Annotated in this window: 14 protein-coding genes and 1 pseudogene; 3 read left to right on the top strand and 12 right to left on the bottom strand. The window is 70.8% G+C overall.

Annotation, left to right across the window (positions count from 1 at the left end; all coding sequences use genetic code 11):
• The first annotated feature begins 100 nt into the window (after positions 1–100).
• The 3 genes from H2Q94_RS16655 to H2Q94_RS16665 are packed head-to-tail and all read left to right on the top strand — an operon-like array spanning position 101 to position 3,388.
• Positions 101–1,261, top strand: a complete 1,161-nt coding sequence (locus tag H2Q94_RS16655; RefSeq protein ID WP_243788090.1) for an acyl-CoA dehydrogenase family protein — start codon at positions 101–103, stop codon at positions 1,259–1,261.
• Positions 1,258–2,262 carry an acyl-CoA dehydrogenase family protein gene (locus H2Q94_RS16660; protein WP_243788092.1) on the top strand — a complete coding sequence of 335 codons (1,005 nt, stop codon included), beginning with the start codon at positions 1,258–1,260 and terminating at the stop codon, positions 2,260–2,262. Before H2Q94_RS16655 ends, H2Q94_RS16660 begins: the two co-directional genes overlap by 4 nt.
• A gap of 22 nt (positions 2,263–2,284) precedes the next feature.
• Positions 2,285–3,388: an acyl-CoA dehydrogenase family protein gene (locus H2Q94_RS16665; RefSeq protein WP_243788093.1), complete on the top strand. Its 1,104-nt coding sequence runs from the start codon at positions 2,285–2,287 to the stop codon at positions 3,386–3,388.
• Between the two features lie 175 nt (positions 3,389–3,563).
• Here the strand turns inward: H2Q94_RS16665 and H2Q94_RS16670 are convergent, their stop codons facing one another.
• The 12 genes and pseudogenes from H2Q94_RS16670 to H2Q94_RS16725 form a co-directional block, all read right to left on the bottom strand.
• The gene (locus H2Q94_RS16670; RefSeq protein ID WP_243788094.1) at positions 3,564–4,739 is read right to left on the bottom strand and encodes an MCE family protein; all 1,176 of its coding nucleotides are present in this window, start codon (positions 4,737–4,739) and stop codon (positions 3,564–3,566) included.
• Positions 4,740–5,082: 343 nt separating this feature from the next.
• Positions 5,083–5,919, bottom strand: a pseudogene (locus tag H2Q94_RS16675) (MCE family protein); the annotation flags it as partial.
• A complete protein-coding gene (locus H2Q94_RS16680; RefSeq protein WP_243788095.1) occupies positions 5,919–7,106 on the bottom strand; it encodes an MCE family protein in 1,188 nt (395 codons plus the stop codon). The gene H2Q94_RS16680 and the pseudogene H2Q94_RS16675, both read right to left, overlap by 1 nt.
• The gene (locus H2Q94_RS16685) at positions 7,103–8,125 is read right to left on the bottom strand and encodes an MCE family protein (RefSeq protein ID WP_243788096.1); all 1,023 of its coding nucleotides are present in this window, start codon (positions 8,123–8,125) and stop codon (positions 7,103–7,105) included. Before H2Q94_RS16685 ends, H2Q94_RS16680 begins: the two co-directional genes overlap by 4 nt.
• Positions 8,122–9,159 (bottom strand): MCE family protein, encoded by a 1,038-nt coding sequence (locus H2Q94_RS16690; protein ID WP_243788097.1) that lies wholly within the window; start codon positions 9,157–9,159, stop codon positions 8,122–8,124. Before H2Q94_RS16690 ends, H2Q94_RS16685 begins: the two co-directional genes overlap by 4 nt.
• Positions 9,156–10,508: an MCE family protein gene (locus H2Q94_RS16695; protein ID WP_243788098.1), complete on the bottom strand. Its 1,353-nt coding sequence runs from the start codon at positions 10,506–10,508 to the stop codon at positions 9,156–9,158. The genes H2Q94_RS16690 and H2Q94_RS16695 overlap by 4 nt, the downstream gene beginning before the upstream one ends.
• 40 nt (positions 10,509–10,548) lie before the next feature.
• Positions 10,549–11,418: an MlaE family ABC transporter permease gene (locus H2Q94_RS16700; protein WP_243788099.1), complete on the bottom strand. Its 870-nt coding sequence runs from the start codon at positions 11,416–11,418 to the stop codon at positions 10,549–10,551.
• Between the two features lie 3 nt (positions 11,419–11,421).
• Complete coding sequence (locus H2Q94_RS16705; RefSeq protein WP_243788101.1) at positions 11,422–12,216, bottom strand: MlaE family ABC transporter permease; 795 nt, start codon at positions 12,214–12,216, stop codon at positions 11,422–11,424.
• On the bottom strand, positions 12,213–13,202 hold the full coding sequence (locus H2Q94_RS16710; RefSeq protein WP_309501038.1) for an ABC transporter ATP-binding protein: 990 nt from the start codon (positions 13,200–13,202) through the stop codon (positions 12,213–12,215). Before H2Q94_RS16710 ends, H2Q94_RS16705 begins: the two co-directional genes overlap by 4 nt.
• A 42-nt stretch (positions 13,203–13,244) precedes the next feature.
• The gene (locus tag H2Q94_RS16715; RefSeq protein ID WP_243795752.1) at positions 13,245–14,006 is read right to left on the bottom strand and encodes a glucose 1-dehydrogenase; all 762 of its coding nucleotides are present in this window, start codon (positions 14,004–14,006) and stop codon (positions 13,245–13,247) included.
• A gap of 5 nt (positions 14,007–14,011) precedes the next feature.
• A complete protein-coding gene (locus tag H2Q94_RS16720; protein ID WP_243788103.1) occupies positions 14,012–15,520 on the bottom strand; it encodes an aldehyde dehydrogenase family protein in 1,509 nt (502 codons plus the stop codon).
• A gap of 81 nt (positions 15,521–15,601) precedes the next feature.
• The gene (locus H2Q94_RS16725; protein ID WP_243795754.1) at positions 15,602–16,483 is read right to left on the bottom strand and encodes a 3-oxoacyl-ACP reductase; all 882 of its coding nucleotides are present in this window, start codon (positions 16,481–16,483) and stop codon (positions 15,602–15,604) included.
• Between the last annotated feature and the right edge of the window lie 42 nt (positions 16,484–16,525).

The following is a 16,525-nucleotide window of genomic DNA, read 5'->3' on the forward strand; positions in this document are numbered from 1 at the left end:
GTTGCTCAAGCTGGTCGCTGCTCATCGGCTTCGCCGCTGACACGACACGGATCAAAAGATCTTTCCGCAGGGGTTTCCCCGCCATGTTCGGGAGGGCGTCGTGGATTTGAGCTTCACCGCCGACGACATCGCGTTTCGCGACGAGGTTCGGACCTGGCTGCGGGAGAACGTTCCCGCCGAGCCGCTGCCGTCGCTGGAGACCGAGCGCGGCTTCGCGGCGCACCGGGAGTGGGAGCGGACCCTGCACGCCGCCGGGCTGTCGGTGGTGTCCTGGCCGGTCGAGTTCGGCGGACGCAACGCCTCACTGGTGCGGTGGCTGCTGTTCGAGGAGGAGTACTACGCCGCCGGGGCACCCGGCCGGGTCGGGCAGAACGGCATCTTCCTGCTGGCACCGACGATGTTCGAGCACGGCACGCCCGAACAGCAGCGGCGGCTGCTGCCACGGATGGCCTCCGGCGAGGACGTCTGGGCGCAGGCGTGGTCCGAGCCGGAGGCGGGCAGCGACCTCGCCGGGATCCGCAGCCGGGCGCGGCGGGTGCCGGGGGGCTGGCGGCTCTCCGGGCAGAAGACCTGGAGTTCGCGGGCCGCGTTCGCGGACCGGGCGTTCGGGCTGTTCCGCAGCGATCCCGACGCGCAGCGGCATCGCGGGTTGACGTACTACCTGTTCCCGCTGGACGCGGAAGGGGTCACGGTGCGGCCCATCGGTCGGCTCGACGGCAAGCCCGCGTTCGCCGAGATCTTCCTCGACGAGGTGTTCGTGCCCGATGCGGACGTGCTCGGCGAGGTGGGCGCGGGCTGGCGGGTCGCGATGAGCACGGCGGGCAGCGAACGCGGGCTGTCGCTGCGCAGTCCCGGCCGGTTCCTCGCGGCGGCGCGGCGGCTCGTCGAGTCGTGGAACGCGCGCGGCGGTGATCCGGCGGTGCGGGATCGCGTGGTCGACGCGTGGATCGGGGCGCAGGCGTACCGGCTGGCGACCTTCGAAACGGTCACGAAGGTGCTCGACGGAGCTTCGATCGGGCCGGAGGCGAGCCTGAACAAGGTGTTCTGGTCCGAACTGGACATCAACCTGCACGAGACCGCGCTGGAGCTGCTCGGCCCGGAGGCCGAACTGGCCGCGGACTCCCCCGCCGCGCCCGACGGCGGAATCTGGGCGGACGGCTACCTGTTCTCCCTGGCCGGGCCGATTTACGCGGGAACCAACGAGATCCAGCGCAACGTCATCGCCGAGCGCGTGCTCGGCCTGCCGAGGGAGCCCCGATGAAGTTCGCGCGCACCACCGGACAGCTGGACATGGCCGAGGCGCTGCGGGCGCTGCTGGATTCCAGCGGCGGCGCTGCGGTCGCGCGCAGCTGGGCGGACGGTGATCAGGAACCGTGGCGACGGGTGTGGGACAGGCTCGGCGAGATGGGACTGTGCGGGGTCGCGGTCCCGCACCGGCACGGCGGGCTGGAGCTGGATTCGGTGGAACTGGCGCTGTGCTTGGAAGAACTCGGCTACGCCGGGTTGCCCGGGCCGTGCCTGGAGTCGATCGCGGTCGTTCCCGCGCTGCTGGCGGACACCGACGCCGAGCAGGACTGGCTGCCCGCGCTGGCCGCGGGGCGGGCGGTGGCCACCGCCGCGTTCACCGAGCACGTTCCGCGCGCCCTGGACGCCGATGCGGCCGCCGTGCTCTTCCGGTGCGACGGCGACTCCGCGGCGGTGGCGCGGAGACCCGATGGGGCGCCGGAACGGTCCATCGATCCGACCCGCCGCTTGTGGAAGCTCGACTCCGGCGGAACGACGATCGCCGGTGCGCGGGTGGCAGCGGCGTTCGACGTGGGAGTGCTCGGGTGTGCGGCCCAGTCGCTCGGGGTCGCGCGGCGGCTGCTGGACACCTCGGTCCGGTACGTCGGCGAGCGGCACCAGTTCGGCAGGCCCGTCGGGGGCTTCCAGGCGGTCAAGCACCATGTGGCGAACGTGGCGTTGAAGATCGAGTTCGCGCGCCCGCTGCTGTACGGGGCCTGTCTGTCGCTGGATTCCGGCGCCGAGCACGCTCCGCGCGACGTGTCGGCGGCGAAGCTCGCGGCGGCGGAGGCGGCGCACTTCGCTTCCCGCACCGCACTCCAGGTGCACGGCGCCATCGGCTACACCGCCGAGAACGACTTGCAGCTGTGGCTGACGAAGGCGACCGCCTTGCGCTCGGCGTGGGGCACCGCCGCCTGGCACCGGCGGCGAGTCGCCGACGCCCTCGCCGACGGGTGCACCGCCCCGATCGGCTCGTGAAGCGGGATTTCCGGGAGGCATCGTGCATTTCGCGTTCACCGAGGAGCAGGAAGATCTGCGGAAGGCGGTGCGCGCGCTGGTGGACCGCGACGGCGGTCCGCACGTTCCGCCACCGGAGGCACCGGACACCGGGCACAACACCGCGCTGTGGCGGCGGTTGTCCGCGGAGATCGGTGCCGCCGGGCTGGCCGTTCCTGAGGAGCACGGCGGCAGCGGGGCGAGCCTGGTGGAGAGCTGCCTCGTCGCGGAGGAACTGGGGCGCAGGCTGGTGGCCGGGCCGTTCCTCGGCAGCGCGGTGGTGAGCGCCGAGGCGGTGCTGGCTTCGGGCGATCCGTTCGCGTGCGCCCGCTTGCTGCCCGGCATCGCGTCCGGTGAGCGGGTGGTCTCCTTGGCGTGGGCCGAACAGCGAAACTGGTGGAGCACCTCGGACTGCGCGACCGGCGCGGTGCGCGACGGCGAGATCTGGCTCCTGACCGGGGAGAAGAGCTTCGTGCTGGACGGCGCGCAGGCCGACGCGGTGCTCGTCGTCGCCACCACCGGCAACGGCTTGTCCTTGTTCGAGGCGGAGGTCCCGGCACCGATCCCCGCCACTGCGCTGGATCCGACGCGCCCGATGGCGCGCTTCGAGTTCTCGGACTCACCTGCCCGGCTGATGGGAGACGAGGGGTCGGCCGGGCAGGTGCTCGACCGCTGCCTGCGAGCGGCCGCCGTCGCGCTCGCGGCGGAGTGCGTGGGCGCCGCCGACCGGTGGCTCGGCGAGATCGTCGACTACGTCCAGGTCCGCGAACAGTTCGGCCGCCCGATCGGCTCCTTCCAGGCCGTGAAGCATCGGCTGGCGGACCTGTACGTGGCCGTGGAGTCCGCCCGCTCGCTGTCGCGGGCGGCGAGCTGGGCGGTCGCCACCCGCGATGAACGGGGCGCGGAGTGGGCGGCGATGGCGAAGTCGTTCTGCTGCGAGACCTACCAGGACGTCGCCGCCGAAGGCATCCAACTCCACGGCGGAATCGGCATCACCTGGGAGCACGAGGCCCACCTCCACCTCAAACGAGCCCACGGCGCCGCCCACCTCTTCGGCACCCCGAGGCGCCACCGCGAGCTGCTGGAATCCCTGCTGTCCCTGCGCTGACACCGCCCCCGTTCCCCGGCTCCCGCCGAACCAGGTGAACGTCCCCTTCGCCCATTCCTGCCGACCGAAGGCGACATTCAGCTCGACGAGCTACTGGACGGCCCGTTCGACCGGTGCGTATCGGTGAAGGAAGCATTCGCCCAGGTGGCTTGCCGCGTACGCGATCCGGGTGCGGTCAGCCGCTCGGGGCCAGCGGGAACGGGATCAGTTGCTGCTCCGGGGGGATCGCCGCCGCGTCGGGGATGGGAGCGCGGGGAACGTTGGCGGAGCCTCGGACGTTCGTCGGACTGCCGGGGGGTTCCTCGCAGCTGATGTCGCGGTTCGCCGGGGCCGGTGTGGTGTCGCTGCCGGGGCGGCGTTCGGTTCCCTCGTAGCCCTTGTCGCAGGCGAGCGGGTTGAAGAAGTTCAGCACCACGCCCAGATGGCCGCGCCCGTCGCCGTCTTGAGCGCTGTGACTGGTCGCCGACATCATCGGCATCGCCACCAGCATGTTCTCCAGCGCCGGTCCGCGAACGTCGAGCAGTTGCATGGTGGTCAGCAGGTTCGCCGTGGTCTTCTCCAGCCCGGTGCGGCTGGTGCGCAGCAGCTCGTCGATCTGCCCGGCCGCCGGTGGGGCCGCGTCGATCAACCGCCGCAGGTCCGGATCGGAGGTCTTGAACTGGTCGGCGACATCGCGCAATCCCTGGCTGAACGTGGTGATCTGCTCGGCCTGCTGCTGTTGGGTCCGCAGCACCGCGTCGGAGTTGTCCAGCAGCGCGGTGGTCTGCGGCAGGTTCCGGTCGGCCGCCGCGATCAACGAGCCGGTGGTGTCCAGCATCCGTTGCAGGTGCGGGCCGGTGCCCTGGAACGCGGTTCCGGACTCGTCGACGACGGTGCGCAACGAATCGAGCGGTACGCTGGAGACGAGCTGGTCGAGGTTGAGCAGCACCGACTCCGGCGAGGGCGGAATCTCGGTGTGCGCCGCCGGAATCACCGAACCCTCGGCCAGCATCGGCCCGTGATCGTTCGCCGGGCGCAGGTCGATGTACTGCTCCCCGACCGCCGAACGGTTCGCCACCGCGGCTCGCGCGTCGGCGGGAATGGGCGGGGCGGCCGCGTCGATGTGCAGATCCACCGCCGCACCCTGGTCGGTGAGCCGCATGTCGGTGACCCGGCCGACCGCCACGCCCCGATACGTCACCTCGGAGTTGACGAAGACGCCGCCGGAGTCCGGCATCTCCACGGCCACGGAGTACCCGCCGCCGCCGAACAACCGGTCCAGCCCCGCATAGCGCGCACCGGTGAACCCGATGCCGACGACCGCGATGAGCAGGAACAACCCCAGCCGGATCTTGGTCGGTCTGCTGAACATCACTGCCCCCGAGAAGGTCGTCGAGCAGTCCGCCGGGCTGATCCCGCGGCGGTGTGGACGGCGTCGGCTCCTGGCCCGGGTCGGGAAGCCGCGGCGCCCCGGGAAGCTGGGGCGCAGCGGGCGACTCCGGCGCAGCCGCCGGCGGACCGTCCGAGATCAACGGCAGCGGCAGCAGCGGTCCCGAACTGTTGGCGAGGTTGCCGAGCACGCTGGTCAAGTCCAGGTCCAGATCCACGTCCACGTTCACGAAGTCGCCCTTGAGCGGGACCATCGCGTCCTCCGGGAACGGATAGCTGGCCAGGTAACCGATGGACTTCGGCAGGTCCGTGCCCGCCTTGGCCAGCTCGCGCAGCGTCGGTTCCAATTCCCGCAGATCGGCGACCAGATCCTGACCCGCCGCATCCACGGTGGACACCGCGACTCCGGAGAACCGGTCCAGCGACTGCAACATCCCGACCAGCTGCGTCCGCTGCTGCTCGATCACCCGCAGCCCCGGGGCGAGCCCGTCGAGCCCGGCGTTGATGTCGTCGGTCTGCGCGCGCAGGTCGGCCGAGAGCCGGTTGAGCCCGTCGAGCGCGCGGGTTATGTCGTGCTTCTGCGCGTCCAGCCGGGTCACCGCTTCATCCACTCTGGACAGCAGTGAGCGGATTCTGGGCTCGTTGCCGGACAACGCGCGGTCGAGCTCCTCGACGATGCCGTTGAGCTGCGCCACCCCACCGCCGTTGAGCAGCAGGGACAGCGCGCCGAGCACCTCCTCGACCTGCGGGTTCCGGTTGGTGCGTTCCAGCGGGATCACATCGCCGTCGCGCAACCGGCCACGCGCAGCTCCGGCGGCGGGCGGCGCGAGCTCGACGAACTTCTCCCCCAGCAGGCTCGACTGGCGCAGCCGGGCGTCGGCGTTGCCGGGCAGTTCCACGTCGCCGTTGACCACGAGCGTGACCACGGCGGTCGCGTTGTCCGGGGCGAGCCCGATCCGCCGCACCTTGCCGACGGGCACATCGTTGACCTTCACCCCGGCCTGCGGGACCAGGTCCAGCACGTCGGCGAACCGCACGCTCACCTCGTACGGCCGCTCGCCCAGGTCGGCGCCGCCGGGCAGCGGCGCGTCGTAGAGCGACGAGCCGCACCCGGTGAGCAGCACGGACACCAGCGCGCACGAGGTCACCCGGCTCGGCTTCATCACGGCCCCCCGGTTCCCGGCATCGTGCCGGTCAGCGGCAACGGCAGCGGCGGCAGCTCGCCGTGGCTCAGGTGGTGCACCGCCTCGCCCGCCGAGGGCAGCGGCAGCGAACCGTCGAGGACGCCCGCCAGGTCGCCGCACGCCTTCCACAGATCCGGCGGGATCTGCGCGGGCGTGGAGTGCTCCAGCAGCTTGCACACCATCAGCACCGGCGGATTCGTCAGCTCGTTGATGTTGGCGCGCACCGCCACCGAACCGGAGGCGGAGTCGTAGGCGTTGACGAAGTTGCTCATCCCCGTCGGCGCGATGTCGAGCACTTCGCCCAGCGCCTCGCGCTGATCCACCAGCGCCTGGGTGATGCCCGCCAGGTTGTCCACGTTCCCCGCGACCTGCTCCCGGTTGTCCCCGATGAAGGTCTCCAGCTCGCCGAGCGCGGTCGCCAGCGAGCTCAGCGACGCGGCGGTCTGCCTGCGTTCGTCGGCCAGGAACCCGGACACGTCGGCGATCCGGCCGTAGAAGTCCTGCACCTGCGCGTCGTTGGCGGCCAGCGTCGCGGTGAACTCGTTGAGGTTGTCGACCGTGGCGAACAGGTCGCCCTGCGAGTCCGACAGCGTCCCGGAGAGCTCGCCGAGCCGCCGGATCGTCTCGTTCAGCTTCGCCCCGTTGCCGTCGAGGTTCGCCGCCGTCGTGTCGAGCAGGCCCGACAGCGCGCCGTCCTCGTTCGCCCCCTGCGGTCCCAACGCCTGCGAGAGCGCGTTCGCGCTGCGGTAGAGGTCGTCGAGGTCGGCCGGGGTCATCGTGCGGTCCTTGCCGAGCACCGCACCGGAAGCCAGCTGCGGCCCGGCGGAATACGCGGGCGTGAGCTGCACGTACCGGTCGCTGACCAGGCTCGGCGCGACCATCACCGCCTTCGCCTGCGCCGGTATCCGCACTCCCCGGTCCACGCTCATCTCGACGCGGACCTGACCGCCCTGTGGCCGCACCGATTCGACGGAGCCGACGTCCACGCCGAGCACTCGCACCGACGAGTCCGCGTAGAGCCCGACGGCCCGGTCGAAGTAGGCGGTGATGCGGGTGCCGGGATCGCGCAGCACCCACCACAGGCACGCGCTGAACAGCAGCACCAGCACGCAGCCGAAGGCGAGAAGCGCTGTCGTCGCGGGATGTTTCGCGGTCTGCGTGCTCATGGCCCACCTCGTTGCGGTCTGCTCAGGTCGCAGCCGTCCGGGTTGATCTGCAGCGGCCCGGCGGAGACGGTCGGCGGCAGCAGCCCGCACAGGTATCCGTCGAACCAGCGCCCGTTGCCGACGGTGTTGTTGAAGCCGGTCACGTAGGGCTCCAGCGCCGCGATGGTGGCGGCGATGTTGTCCTGGTTGTGCTGCAACATCGCGGTGACCTGTTCCAGTTCGCGCAGCGCCGGGTTCAGCCGTGCCTGGTTGTCGGCGATCAGGCCGCGCAACTGACCGGACACCGCTTGGGTTCCGCGCAGCAGCGAGCTGATCGATTCCCGCCGCTTCTGCAGTTCGGCCAGCAGCAGGTTGCCGTCGCCGATCAGCCGGGCCACCTGCTCGTCGCGGTCGGCGGCGACTTTGCTGACGTCGGCGGCGTTGTGCAGCAGTTCGGCGAGTTCCTGATCGCGGGAGGCGATGGTGCGCGACAGCGCCGAAAGCCCGTCGACCGCCCCGCCGAGATGTTCCGGACCGCCGCGCAGGCTTTCCGCGAGCACCTCGAAGCTGCGGCCAAGCTGATCGCTGTCGACCTGTTCGGTCGTGCGGGTGAGCTGGTCCAGGGCGTCGGGGATGTCGAACGGGACCTCGGTGCGCGACGCCGGAATGGTCTCGTCCGGGTCCTGCTCACCGCGTCCGTCCGGCCGCAGCGCGAGGTTCTTCGCCCCGAGCAGTGTCTTGATCTGGATCGACACCCGGCTGCGGTCGCCCACTCGCGCGTCCTCGACCCGGAAGTGCACGAGCACCCGATCGCCGTCGAGGCGCACGTCGGTGACCTCGCCGACCCGCACCCCGGCGACCTCCACGTCGTCGCCCGCGGCGAGACCGGCGGACTCGGTGAACCGCGCCGAATAGGTCGTTCCGCCGCTGATCAGCGGCAGGTCGTTGGCGAAGAACGCCAGCAGCGTCACGGCGGTCAGCAACCCGAGGGCGACCATCCCCACGGTCGCCTGGTCCCGGTCGCGCAGTGCGGTGGTCATGGCTGACACCTCGCGGGCATCTCGGTCGGCGGCAGCGGCAGCACCTGGGCTTGGACGTCAAGACCCGAGATGCCCACCCGCCCGGTCAGGCGGCAGAGGTAGAAGTTGAACCAGCTCCCGTAGCTCACCGTCCGGGTCAGCGAATCGAGCCGTCCCGGGAGGGTCTGCAGGTCGTGCTCCAGTTGCGGCAGCCCGGCGTTGAGGTTCGCCGACAGGTCGCCCAGCGCCGCCACGTCCTCCCGCAGCGGCGGCCGCGCCTCCTGCAACAGCCCGGAGGTGGTGTGGGTGAGGTCGTCGAGGGCCGTGACCGCGTCACCGATCGGTTCGCGCTGCTCGGCGAATCCGCTGACCAGGCGCTGCAACGCGTCGATGAGCTCGGCCAGTTGCGGGCCGCGGGCGCCGACCTGGCCGAGCACCGCGTTGAGGTTGCTGATGACCTGCCCGATCACCTGGTCCTTCTCGGCGAGCGTGGAGGTCAGCGACGCGGTGTGCGCCAAGATGCTCTCGACGGTGCCGCCTTCACCTTGCAGCACTTGGATCAGCTGGCCGGACAGCTTGTTCACGTCGCCCGGTTCGAGTGCGCGCAGCAGCGGCTGGAAGCCGTTGAACAGCGCGGTCAGGTTCAGCGCGGGCCGGGTCTGCTCCACCGGCAACGTGGCCCCGTCGGCCAATTCCGGTTCGCCCGGCGACATCGCTGCGTCCAGGGCGAGGTAGCGCTGCCCGGCGAGGTTGCGGTACTTGACGGTGGCGATCGTGTCGGCGGGCAGCGTGCGCCCGGAGTCGATCTTGAAGTGCGCCAGCGCCCTGGAGCCGTCGACGACCTCCAGCGAGCTCACCTCGCCGACGCGCACCCCCGCGATGCGGACCTCGTCGCCCTCCCCGAGGCCCGAGGCGTCGTCGAACTTCGCGGAGTACCCGGCGGTCGAGCCGACCTCGGAGGCCGCGATGGTCATCGCCAGCAACGCCGTGAGCAGCACCGTGACGAGGGTGAACAACGACAGCTTGGTCAGTGGCGCGGCGAGTCCCCTTCTCATCGCACGCTCACCTCCGTTCCGCGGTACACGGGGCCGACCAGCACGCTGCTCCAGTCCGGCACCCGGCTCGGCGCCCGGTGCATCGACGGCGCCAGCAGGGCGGCGACGAGGTCCTGCTCGGCCGGAGAATTCGGTGCCAGCGGGCCGCCTCCGGACCCGCTCGCGGACTGCGGGCCGGTCGCGGCCGGCGAGTCCGCCGGGGTTTGCTCACCGGGACCGTGCGGCGGTGGCGGGTGCGTGGAGCCGTCCTGCAGCGGACCGCCGGGCGGGTATTGCGGGAACCGGTCCGGCGGCTCGACCCACGGATAGCAGCGGGGTCCTCGGGTGTCGTCGTAGCGGGGGGCGTCGGTGCCCGGGAGGTATTTGCCGCGGCTGCCGGTGATCTCGATGGTGACCTTCTGCATCGGGTTCGGATCGCCTTTGCCGAACGCGCGCTCGGCGATCGGGATGCTGGTGGCGATCTGGTCGAGCACGCAGCTGTACTGCGGCGCGTACTTCGCGAACAGTTCCAATGTGGACCGCGAGTCGGAGCTCAACCGGATCAGGTTGTCCTGGTTGGCTTCCAGGAACCCGCTCGCGTTCACGGCGGTGACGTTGGTGGCGTTCCAGAGGTGCTGGAGCTGGTCGCCGCGCTGCGCGATGGTGGTGCTGGTCGTGGTGAAGTCGCGCAGCGCGCTCAGCAGGTCCGGGGCCGCCTCGTGGTAGGTGTTCGCCACGTCGTCGATGCGGCCGATGACCGATTCCAGCCGTGGCAGCGCGGGGTTGAACTTCGCCAGGTAGCCGTCCAGGTCGCGGATCGTCGCGCCCAGCTGCTCACCGCGCCCGTCGAGGGCCTGCGAGACCGCGTTGAGCGTCGCCGACAACTGCTGGGGCTGCACCGCTTGCAGCAGCGGAAGCAGGTCGTCGAGCACCCGCTCGATCTCGATCGCGGCCGCGCTGCGGTCCTGCCCGATCACGTCCCCGCCCGCGAGCCGCGCACCGTCCCCGCCGCCGGCGGGGAAACCGAGCGACACATAGCGCTCGCCGAACAGCGTCTTCGGCAGCAGCCGAGCCGTGACGTCGGCCGGGATCTTCGCGGCCATTTCGGGCCACAGCGCCAATTCCACGGTGGCGCGTCCGTCGCCGGGGTTCACCGCGCGCACCTCGCCGACCGCCACGCCGCGCACCTTCACGTCCGCGCCGGCGCGCATCTCGTTGCCCGCCCGGTCGGTGTGCAAGGTGACGGGCACCGTCGGAGTGAACGCCTTCTGGTAGAAGCCGATCATCGAGGCGAAGAACAGCGCCGAGACGAGCAGGAAGACCAATCCCAGCAGCTGGTGGCGGCGCCGGTCGCGCAGCGGGTTCTTCATCGGCGCGCTCCTCGCCGTCGGAGGGCCGCCCGCCGCGCGCTCATCCCGCGATCCGCACGGTCGTCGTCGAGCCCCAGATCGCCAGGCTCAGGAAGAAATCCAGCACGGCGACCAGCACGATCGAGGTTCGCACGGCCCGCCCGACCGCGATCCCGACGCCCGCAGGCCCGCCGCGCGCGGTGTAGCCGTAATAGCAGTGCGTCAAGATCACCACGAGGCTGAACACCAGCACCTTGCCGAACGACCACAGCACGTCCTGCGGCGGCAGGAACAGGTGGAAGTAGTGGTCGTAGGTGCCCGCGGACTGGCCGTAGAACCACACGGTGATCTGCCGGGACGCGAAGTACGAACCCAGCAGCCCCACCACGTACAGCGGGATCACCGCCGCGAGCCCCGCCAGCACCCGGCTGGTCACCAGGTACGGCACCGTCCGCACCCCCATCACTTCGAGCGCGTCGATCTCGTCGGAGATCCGCATCGCCCCGAGCTGCGCGGTGAATCCGCAGCCGACCGTCGCCGACAGGGCCAGACCCGCCGACAGCGGCGCGACCTCCCTGGTGTCGAAGTAGGCGGCGATGAACCCGGTGAGCGCGGAAGTGCCGAGCTGGTCCAGCGAGGAGTAGCCCTGCAGCCCGACGATCGCGCCGGTGCACACGGTCATGCCGATCATCACGCCGAGCGTGCCGCCGATGACGGCGAGCGCGCCGCTGCCGAACATCACCTCGGTCAGCAGCCGCCCGGTCTCCCGGCCGTACTTGCGCAGCGTCAGCGGGGCCAGCGCCACCGCCCGCAGGTAGAACGACAGCTGCCAGCCCAGCCCGGCCAGCGCGTCACCCGGCCGGGAGAACAGCAGCGACAGCCTGCGGCGCCACGCCGTGGGCGGCGGCAGGTACTGCTCGGTGACGGCCATCGCTCACAACTCCTTCGGCGGGATGACCTGCAAGTAGATGCCGGTGATCACCAGGTTGATCGCGAACAGCAGCAGGAAGGTGATCACGACGGCCTGGTTGACCGCGTCGCCCACGCCTTTCGGGCCACCGGCCGGGTTCAGCCCGCGGTAGGCCGCGACCACACCGGCCACGAACCCGTAGATCAGCGCTTTGAGCTCGCTGACGTAGAGGTCCGGCAACTGGGCGAGCGCGTTGAAGCTCGCCAGGTACGCGCCGGGCGTCCCGCCCTGCAGCACCACGTTGAAGAAGTAGCCCCCCGCCACGCCGACGACGCTGACCAATCCGTTGAGCAGCAACGAAACGAACACCGCACCCAGCACGCGGGGCACGATCAGGCGGTGGACGACGGAGACGCCCAGCACCTCCATCGCGTCGATCTCCTCGCGGATCTTGCGCGCCCCGATGTCCGCGCACACCGCCGAACCACCCGCGCCCGCCACCAGCAGCGCCGTGATCAGCGGGCTGGCCTGTTGCAGGATGGACAGGGCGCTGGCGGCACCGGTGAACGACTGGGCGCCGATCTGCTGGGTGAGCGAACCGAGCTGCATGGCGATCACCGCGCCGAACGGGATCGCCACCAGCGCGGTCGGCAGGATGGTGACGCTGGCGAACAACCACGCCTGCTCCACGCATTCCCGCACCTGGAACGGACGGCGCGGAATGGCCCGCAGGACCTCCCACGACAGCGTCGCCAACCGCCCGACCTGGGCGAACGCGGCCCCCGCCGGAACGCGATGGCTCGCTCCCGGCGAACTCATCCGCGCTCCCCCGGTTGCGCGCCGCGGCGCTCCGCCTGCAGGCCGGCCAGCACCCGCTCCCGCACCGGGGCGGGCCAGGTGTCCATGGAGCGGCGCACCCGCTCGGTGCGGCGGCCCACCGCGGACCGCTCCGGGACTCCGGGGCTGGGAGCCAGTTGCGGAGTGATCTCGCGCGGAGCCGCCGCCGGTAACCCGGCCAGTTCGGCGGCGACGGTTCCGGCGTCCTTCTCCTCGCTCATCCCGATCGGCCCGGCACGGCGGCCGTTGACGAACTGGTCGATGACCGGTTCGTCGCTGGTGAGCAGCACCTCCCGGGGGCCGAACAGCACCAGCCGCCCGCGGAAGAACAGGCCCAGGTTGTCCGGGACCGTGCGGGCGACCTCGATGTTGTGCGTGACCAGCAGGATCGTGGTGTCCAGATGTGCGTTGAGGTCGATCAGCAGCTGCGACAGGTACGCGGTGCGCACCGGATCGAGCCCGGAATCCGGCTCGTCGCAGAGGATCACCTCGGGGTCGAGCACCAGCGCCCTGGCCAGGCCCGCGCGCTTGCGCATGCCGCCGGACAGTTCGCCCGGCAGCTTGTGCTCGGCGCCGGAGAGGCCGACCAGTTCCATCTTCTCCAGCACGATCCGGCGGATCTCCGACTCCGGCTTCCGGGTGTGTTCGCGCAGCGGGAACGCCACGTTGTCGAACAGGTTCATCGATCCGAACAGCGCGCCGTCCTGGAACAGCACCCCGAACCGCCTGCGGATCGCGTAGAGCTCCCGCTCCGAGCAGGAGCACACGTCGGTGCCTTCGACGACGACGCTGCCGCGATCCGGTTCCAGCAGGCCGATCAGCAACTTCAGGAACACCGACTTCCCGGTCCCGGACGGCCCGAGGATGGCGCTGACCTCACCGGGCGGGAGCGTCAACGACACGTCCGACCACACCGTGCGCTCCCCGAAGGACTTGGTCAGCCCTCGCACACCCACTTCAACACCCATCGGAACACCACCTAGGAAGAAGACGTCCCAGCGCCGGTTCGGCTACCGGGACAAGGCATAAGCCGCCGTCGCGCCTCCGTCGGCCACGAATTCGGCGCCGGTGCAGTAGGAGCTCTCGTCACTGGCCAGGAACAGCACCAAGTTGGCGATGTCCGCCGACTCCCCGAGCCGCCCGAGGGCGAGCCGGGACTTGGCGAAGCCGTCCACGGCGCCGCCCGCGGCGCCGCCGGTGGCGTCGCGCAGCATCCCGGTGTCGATCATGCCCGGGTGCACCGAGTTCACCCGGATTCCGCGCTCGCCCAGCTCCAGCGCGGCGACCTTCGTCATCCCGCGGATGGCGAACTTGCTCGCCGCGTAGGCCACCGTTCCCGGCATCCCGGCCAGACCCTCCACAGAGGACACGTTGACGATGGACCCACCGTTGCGCATCGAACTCAGCACCGCGCGCATGCCCAGGAAGGAACCGATCTGGTTGACCCGCACGACCCGCTCGTAGTCCGCGAGCGCCGTATCGGCCAGCGCCGCCAGGTGCAGCACTCCGGCGTTGTTGACCAGCACGTCGACCGGGCCGAACGCGGACTCCGCGGCCCGGATCGCCGCGGCCCACTCCTGTTCGGAAGAGACGTCGAGGTGCCGGTAGAGCGCGGACTCGCCGAGCTCACCGGCCAGCGCCGCACCCGCCTCGTCGGCCACATCGGCGAGCAGGACGCGGGCTCCTTCGGCGACGAACCGGCGCGCGGCGGCCGCGCCCTGGCCACCGGCCGCGCCCGTGATGATCGCGACCTTGTCCCGCAGTCGTGCCACAGCCGTCACATCATTTCCGCGGTCAACGGCATGAGCACCGTCTTGAGCTCGGTGTAGGCCTCGTAGGCGCTGCGCCCGCCCTCCCGGCCCAGCCCGGACTGCTTGTACCCGCCGAAGGGCAGGTGCGGCTCGACCTGGAAACCGTTGATGCCGACCGTTCCGGCGCGCAGCTTGCGCGACACCCGGAAGGCGCGCTGCGCGTCGGCGGTGAACACGCCCGCCCCCAACCCGTACTCGGTGTCGTTGGCGAGCCGGATCGCCTCGTCCTCCTCGGTGAACGGCACCACCGACAGCACCGGCCCGAAGACCTCCTGCTGGGCGATGTTCATCGAGTTGTCCACGTCCGCGAAGATCGCCGGGGTCACGAAGTTCCCGGCGCTGAGGTCGCCGTCCGCGCGTTCGCCGCCGGTGACGAGCCGAGCGCCCTCCTGCTTGCCACGCTCGACCAGGTCCAGCACCCGCCGCAGCTGCTTGTCGTTGATCAGCGGGCTGGCCAGCACTCCCGGATCGAACGGATCGCCGTAGGTGACCGACCCGGCGATCATCTCCGCCGCGCCGATGAACTCGTCGTAGACATCGCGATGCACCAGCGCCCTGGTGTGCGCGACGCACGCCTGCCCGGACAGGCCGAGCGTGACCATGCCCATCGCCGTCATCCCGGCCATTCCGGCGTCCGCGTCGGGGAACACCAAGGCGGGGCTCTTGCCGCCGAGCTCCAGCGACACCCGCTTCATCGTCGACGCCGAGGCCTCCACGATGCGCCGTCCGACCTCGCGGCTGCCGGTGAAGCTGACCTTGTCGACCATCCGGTGCGTGATCAGCGCTTCACCGGTCGGATTCCCGGTGCCGGTGACGACGTTGACGACGCCGCCCGGAAGTCCCGCCTCCGTCAGGAGTTCCACCATCCGCAGCACGGCGAACGACGCGTACTCGGACGGTTTCAGCACCACGGTGCACCCCGCGGCCAACGCGGGAGCGACTTTCTGGGCGAACAGCAGGAACGGTGCGTTCCACGGCAGGATCGCCGCGACCACGCCGATCGGTTCCCGCAACGTCATCGCCAGGTGATCGCCGCCCTGGTACGGCGGCAAGGTCTCGCCACCGGCCTTGTCGATCCACCCGGCGTGGTGGTCGAAGGCGTCGGCGGCGATGTCGACGGAACCCGCGTAGACCGTGCCGAACGACAGCGGCACCCCGTTGTCCAGCGCCTGCAGCCCGCGCAGCTCTTCGGCGTGCTCGCGCAGGGATTCCGCGTAGCGGTGCAGGATTTTCACCCGCCGCCCGGCGGGCAACGCCGGCCACTCGCCCTCGTCGAACGCGCGTCGCGCCGCGCGGACCGCCTCGTCGACGTCCTCGGCGCCGGCGACGGGGAACTCGCCGACCTCTTCCTGAGTGGCCGGGTGCAGGTGGGTCCAGGTCTGGCCGGAGCGGGCCTGCCGCCACTCGCCGTCGATCAACAACGAGCCGTTGCGCAGCCCGACCTTCTCGCGATGCTCTTGCACGGTCAGCGACATCGTCGTCACTCCTCCTGATCGTCCGGTGCGTGTGGTCCGGAGCGGCGGAGCCGATCGCGGACTCCGTCGGGTCGTGCTCGCTCAGCCCAGCGCGAGCAGGTCGTCGCTGGTGAACATGCCGTCCCCACGTGATGCGAAGTAGTCGCCGACGGATTCGTGGAGTTCGGCGGTGGTCCAGGTCGGCCCGGCGGTGTCGAACCGGCGCTCGATGGCCGGTGGTGACATCAGCACGACCTTGCCGCCGTGCACGACGAACACCTGCCCGTTGATCCCCGCTGCGGCAGGCGCCGCCAGGTAGGTGACGAACGGCGCGACGTGCTCGGTGGACAGCGGGTCGACGCCGTCCTCCGGCACCGGACCGAAAGTGTCCGCGGTCATCCCGGTCCTGGCTCGCGGGCAGATCACGTTCGCCCGCACGCCGTAGCGGGCCGTCGCGCGAGCCGTCGATACGGTCAGCATGGCGATCCCGGCTTTGGCCGCCGTGTAGTTCGGCTGTCCCCCGGATCCGAACAGGAACGCCTCCGACGCGGTGTTCACGATCCGCCCGTACACCTCGCCACCGGAGTCCTTCGCCTGCCGCCGCCAGTGCGCGGTGGCCGCCCGCGAGAGCAGGAAGTGCCCGCGCAAGTGGACTCGGATGACGTCGTCCCATTCTTGGTCGGTCATGTTGAAGATCGTGCGGTCGCGCAGCACGCCCGCGTTGTTCACCACCACGTGCAAGCCGCCGAAGCGGTCCAGCGCGGTCGACAGCAGCCCGTCGGCGACCTCGTCGGCGCTGATGTCCCCGCGCACGGCGACCGCTTTCCCACCGGCGGCCTCGATCTCGCCCACCACCGCGTCCGCGGCTTCGGAGACATCGTTGACCACCACCTCCGCACCGGCCGCGGCCAGCGCGAGCGCCTCGGCCCTGCCGAGACCTCCGCCCGCACCGGTCACCACGGCCACCTTCCCGGCCAGGCTCAGCTCCGCCCGATCATCCACAACAGACTCCTCAGTCACCGGGGC

The sequence above is a fragment of the Saccharopolyspora gloriosae genome (assembly GCF_022828475.1).
Lineage (GTDB): Bacteria > Actinomycetota > Actinomycetes > Mycobacteriales > Pseudonocardiaceae > Saccharopolyspora_C > Saccharopolyspora_C gloriosae_A.

Bases quoted from the DNA above. Each gene is read 5' to 3' on its own strand.
- H2Q94_RS16710 (WP_309501038.1), bottom strand. From the start codon at position 13,202: ATGGGTGTTGAAGTGGGTGTGCGAGGGCTGACCAAGTCCTTCGGGGAG.
- H2Q94_RS16670 (WP_243788094.1), bottom strand. From the start codon at position 4,739: ATGTTCAGCAGACCGACCAAGATCCGGCTGGGGTTGTTCCTGCTCATC.
- H2Q94_RS16695 (WP_243788098.1), bottom strand. From the start codon at position 10,508: ATGAAGAACCCGCTGCGCGACCGGCGCCGCCACCAGCTGCTGGGATTG.
- H2Q94_RS16700 (WP_243788099.1), bottom strand. From the start codon at position 11,418: ATGGCCGTCACCGAGCAGTACCTGCCGCCGCCCACGGCGTGGCGCCGC.
- H2Q94_RS16680 (WP_243788095.1), bottom strand. From the start codon at position 7,106: ATGAGCACGCAGACCGCGAAACATCCCGCGACGACAGCGCTTCTCGCC.
- H2Q94_RS16660 (WP_243788092.1), top strand. From the start codon at position 1,258: ATGAAGTTCGCGCGCACCACCGGACAGCTGGACATGGCCGAGGCGCTG.
- H2Q94_RS16705 (WP_243788101.1), bottom strand. From the start codon at position 12,216: ATGAGTTCGCCGGGAGCGAGCCATCGCGTTCCGGCGGGGGCCGCGTTC.
- H2Q94_RS16720 (WP_243788103.1), bottom strand. From the start codon at position 15,520: ATGTCGCTGACCGTGCAAGAGCATCGCGAGAAGGTCGGGCTGCGCAAC.
- H2Q94_RS16690 (WP_243788097.1), bottom strand. From the start codon at position 9,159: ATGAGAAGGGGACTCGCCGCGCCACTGACCAAGCTGTCGTTGTTCACC.
- H2Q94_RS16685 (WP_243788096.1), bottom strand. From the start codon at position 8,125: ATGACCACCGCACTGCGCGACCGGGACCAGGCGACCGTGGGGATGGTC.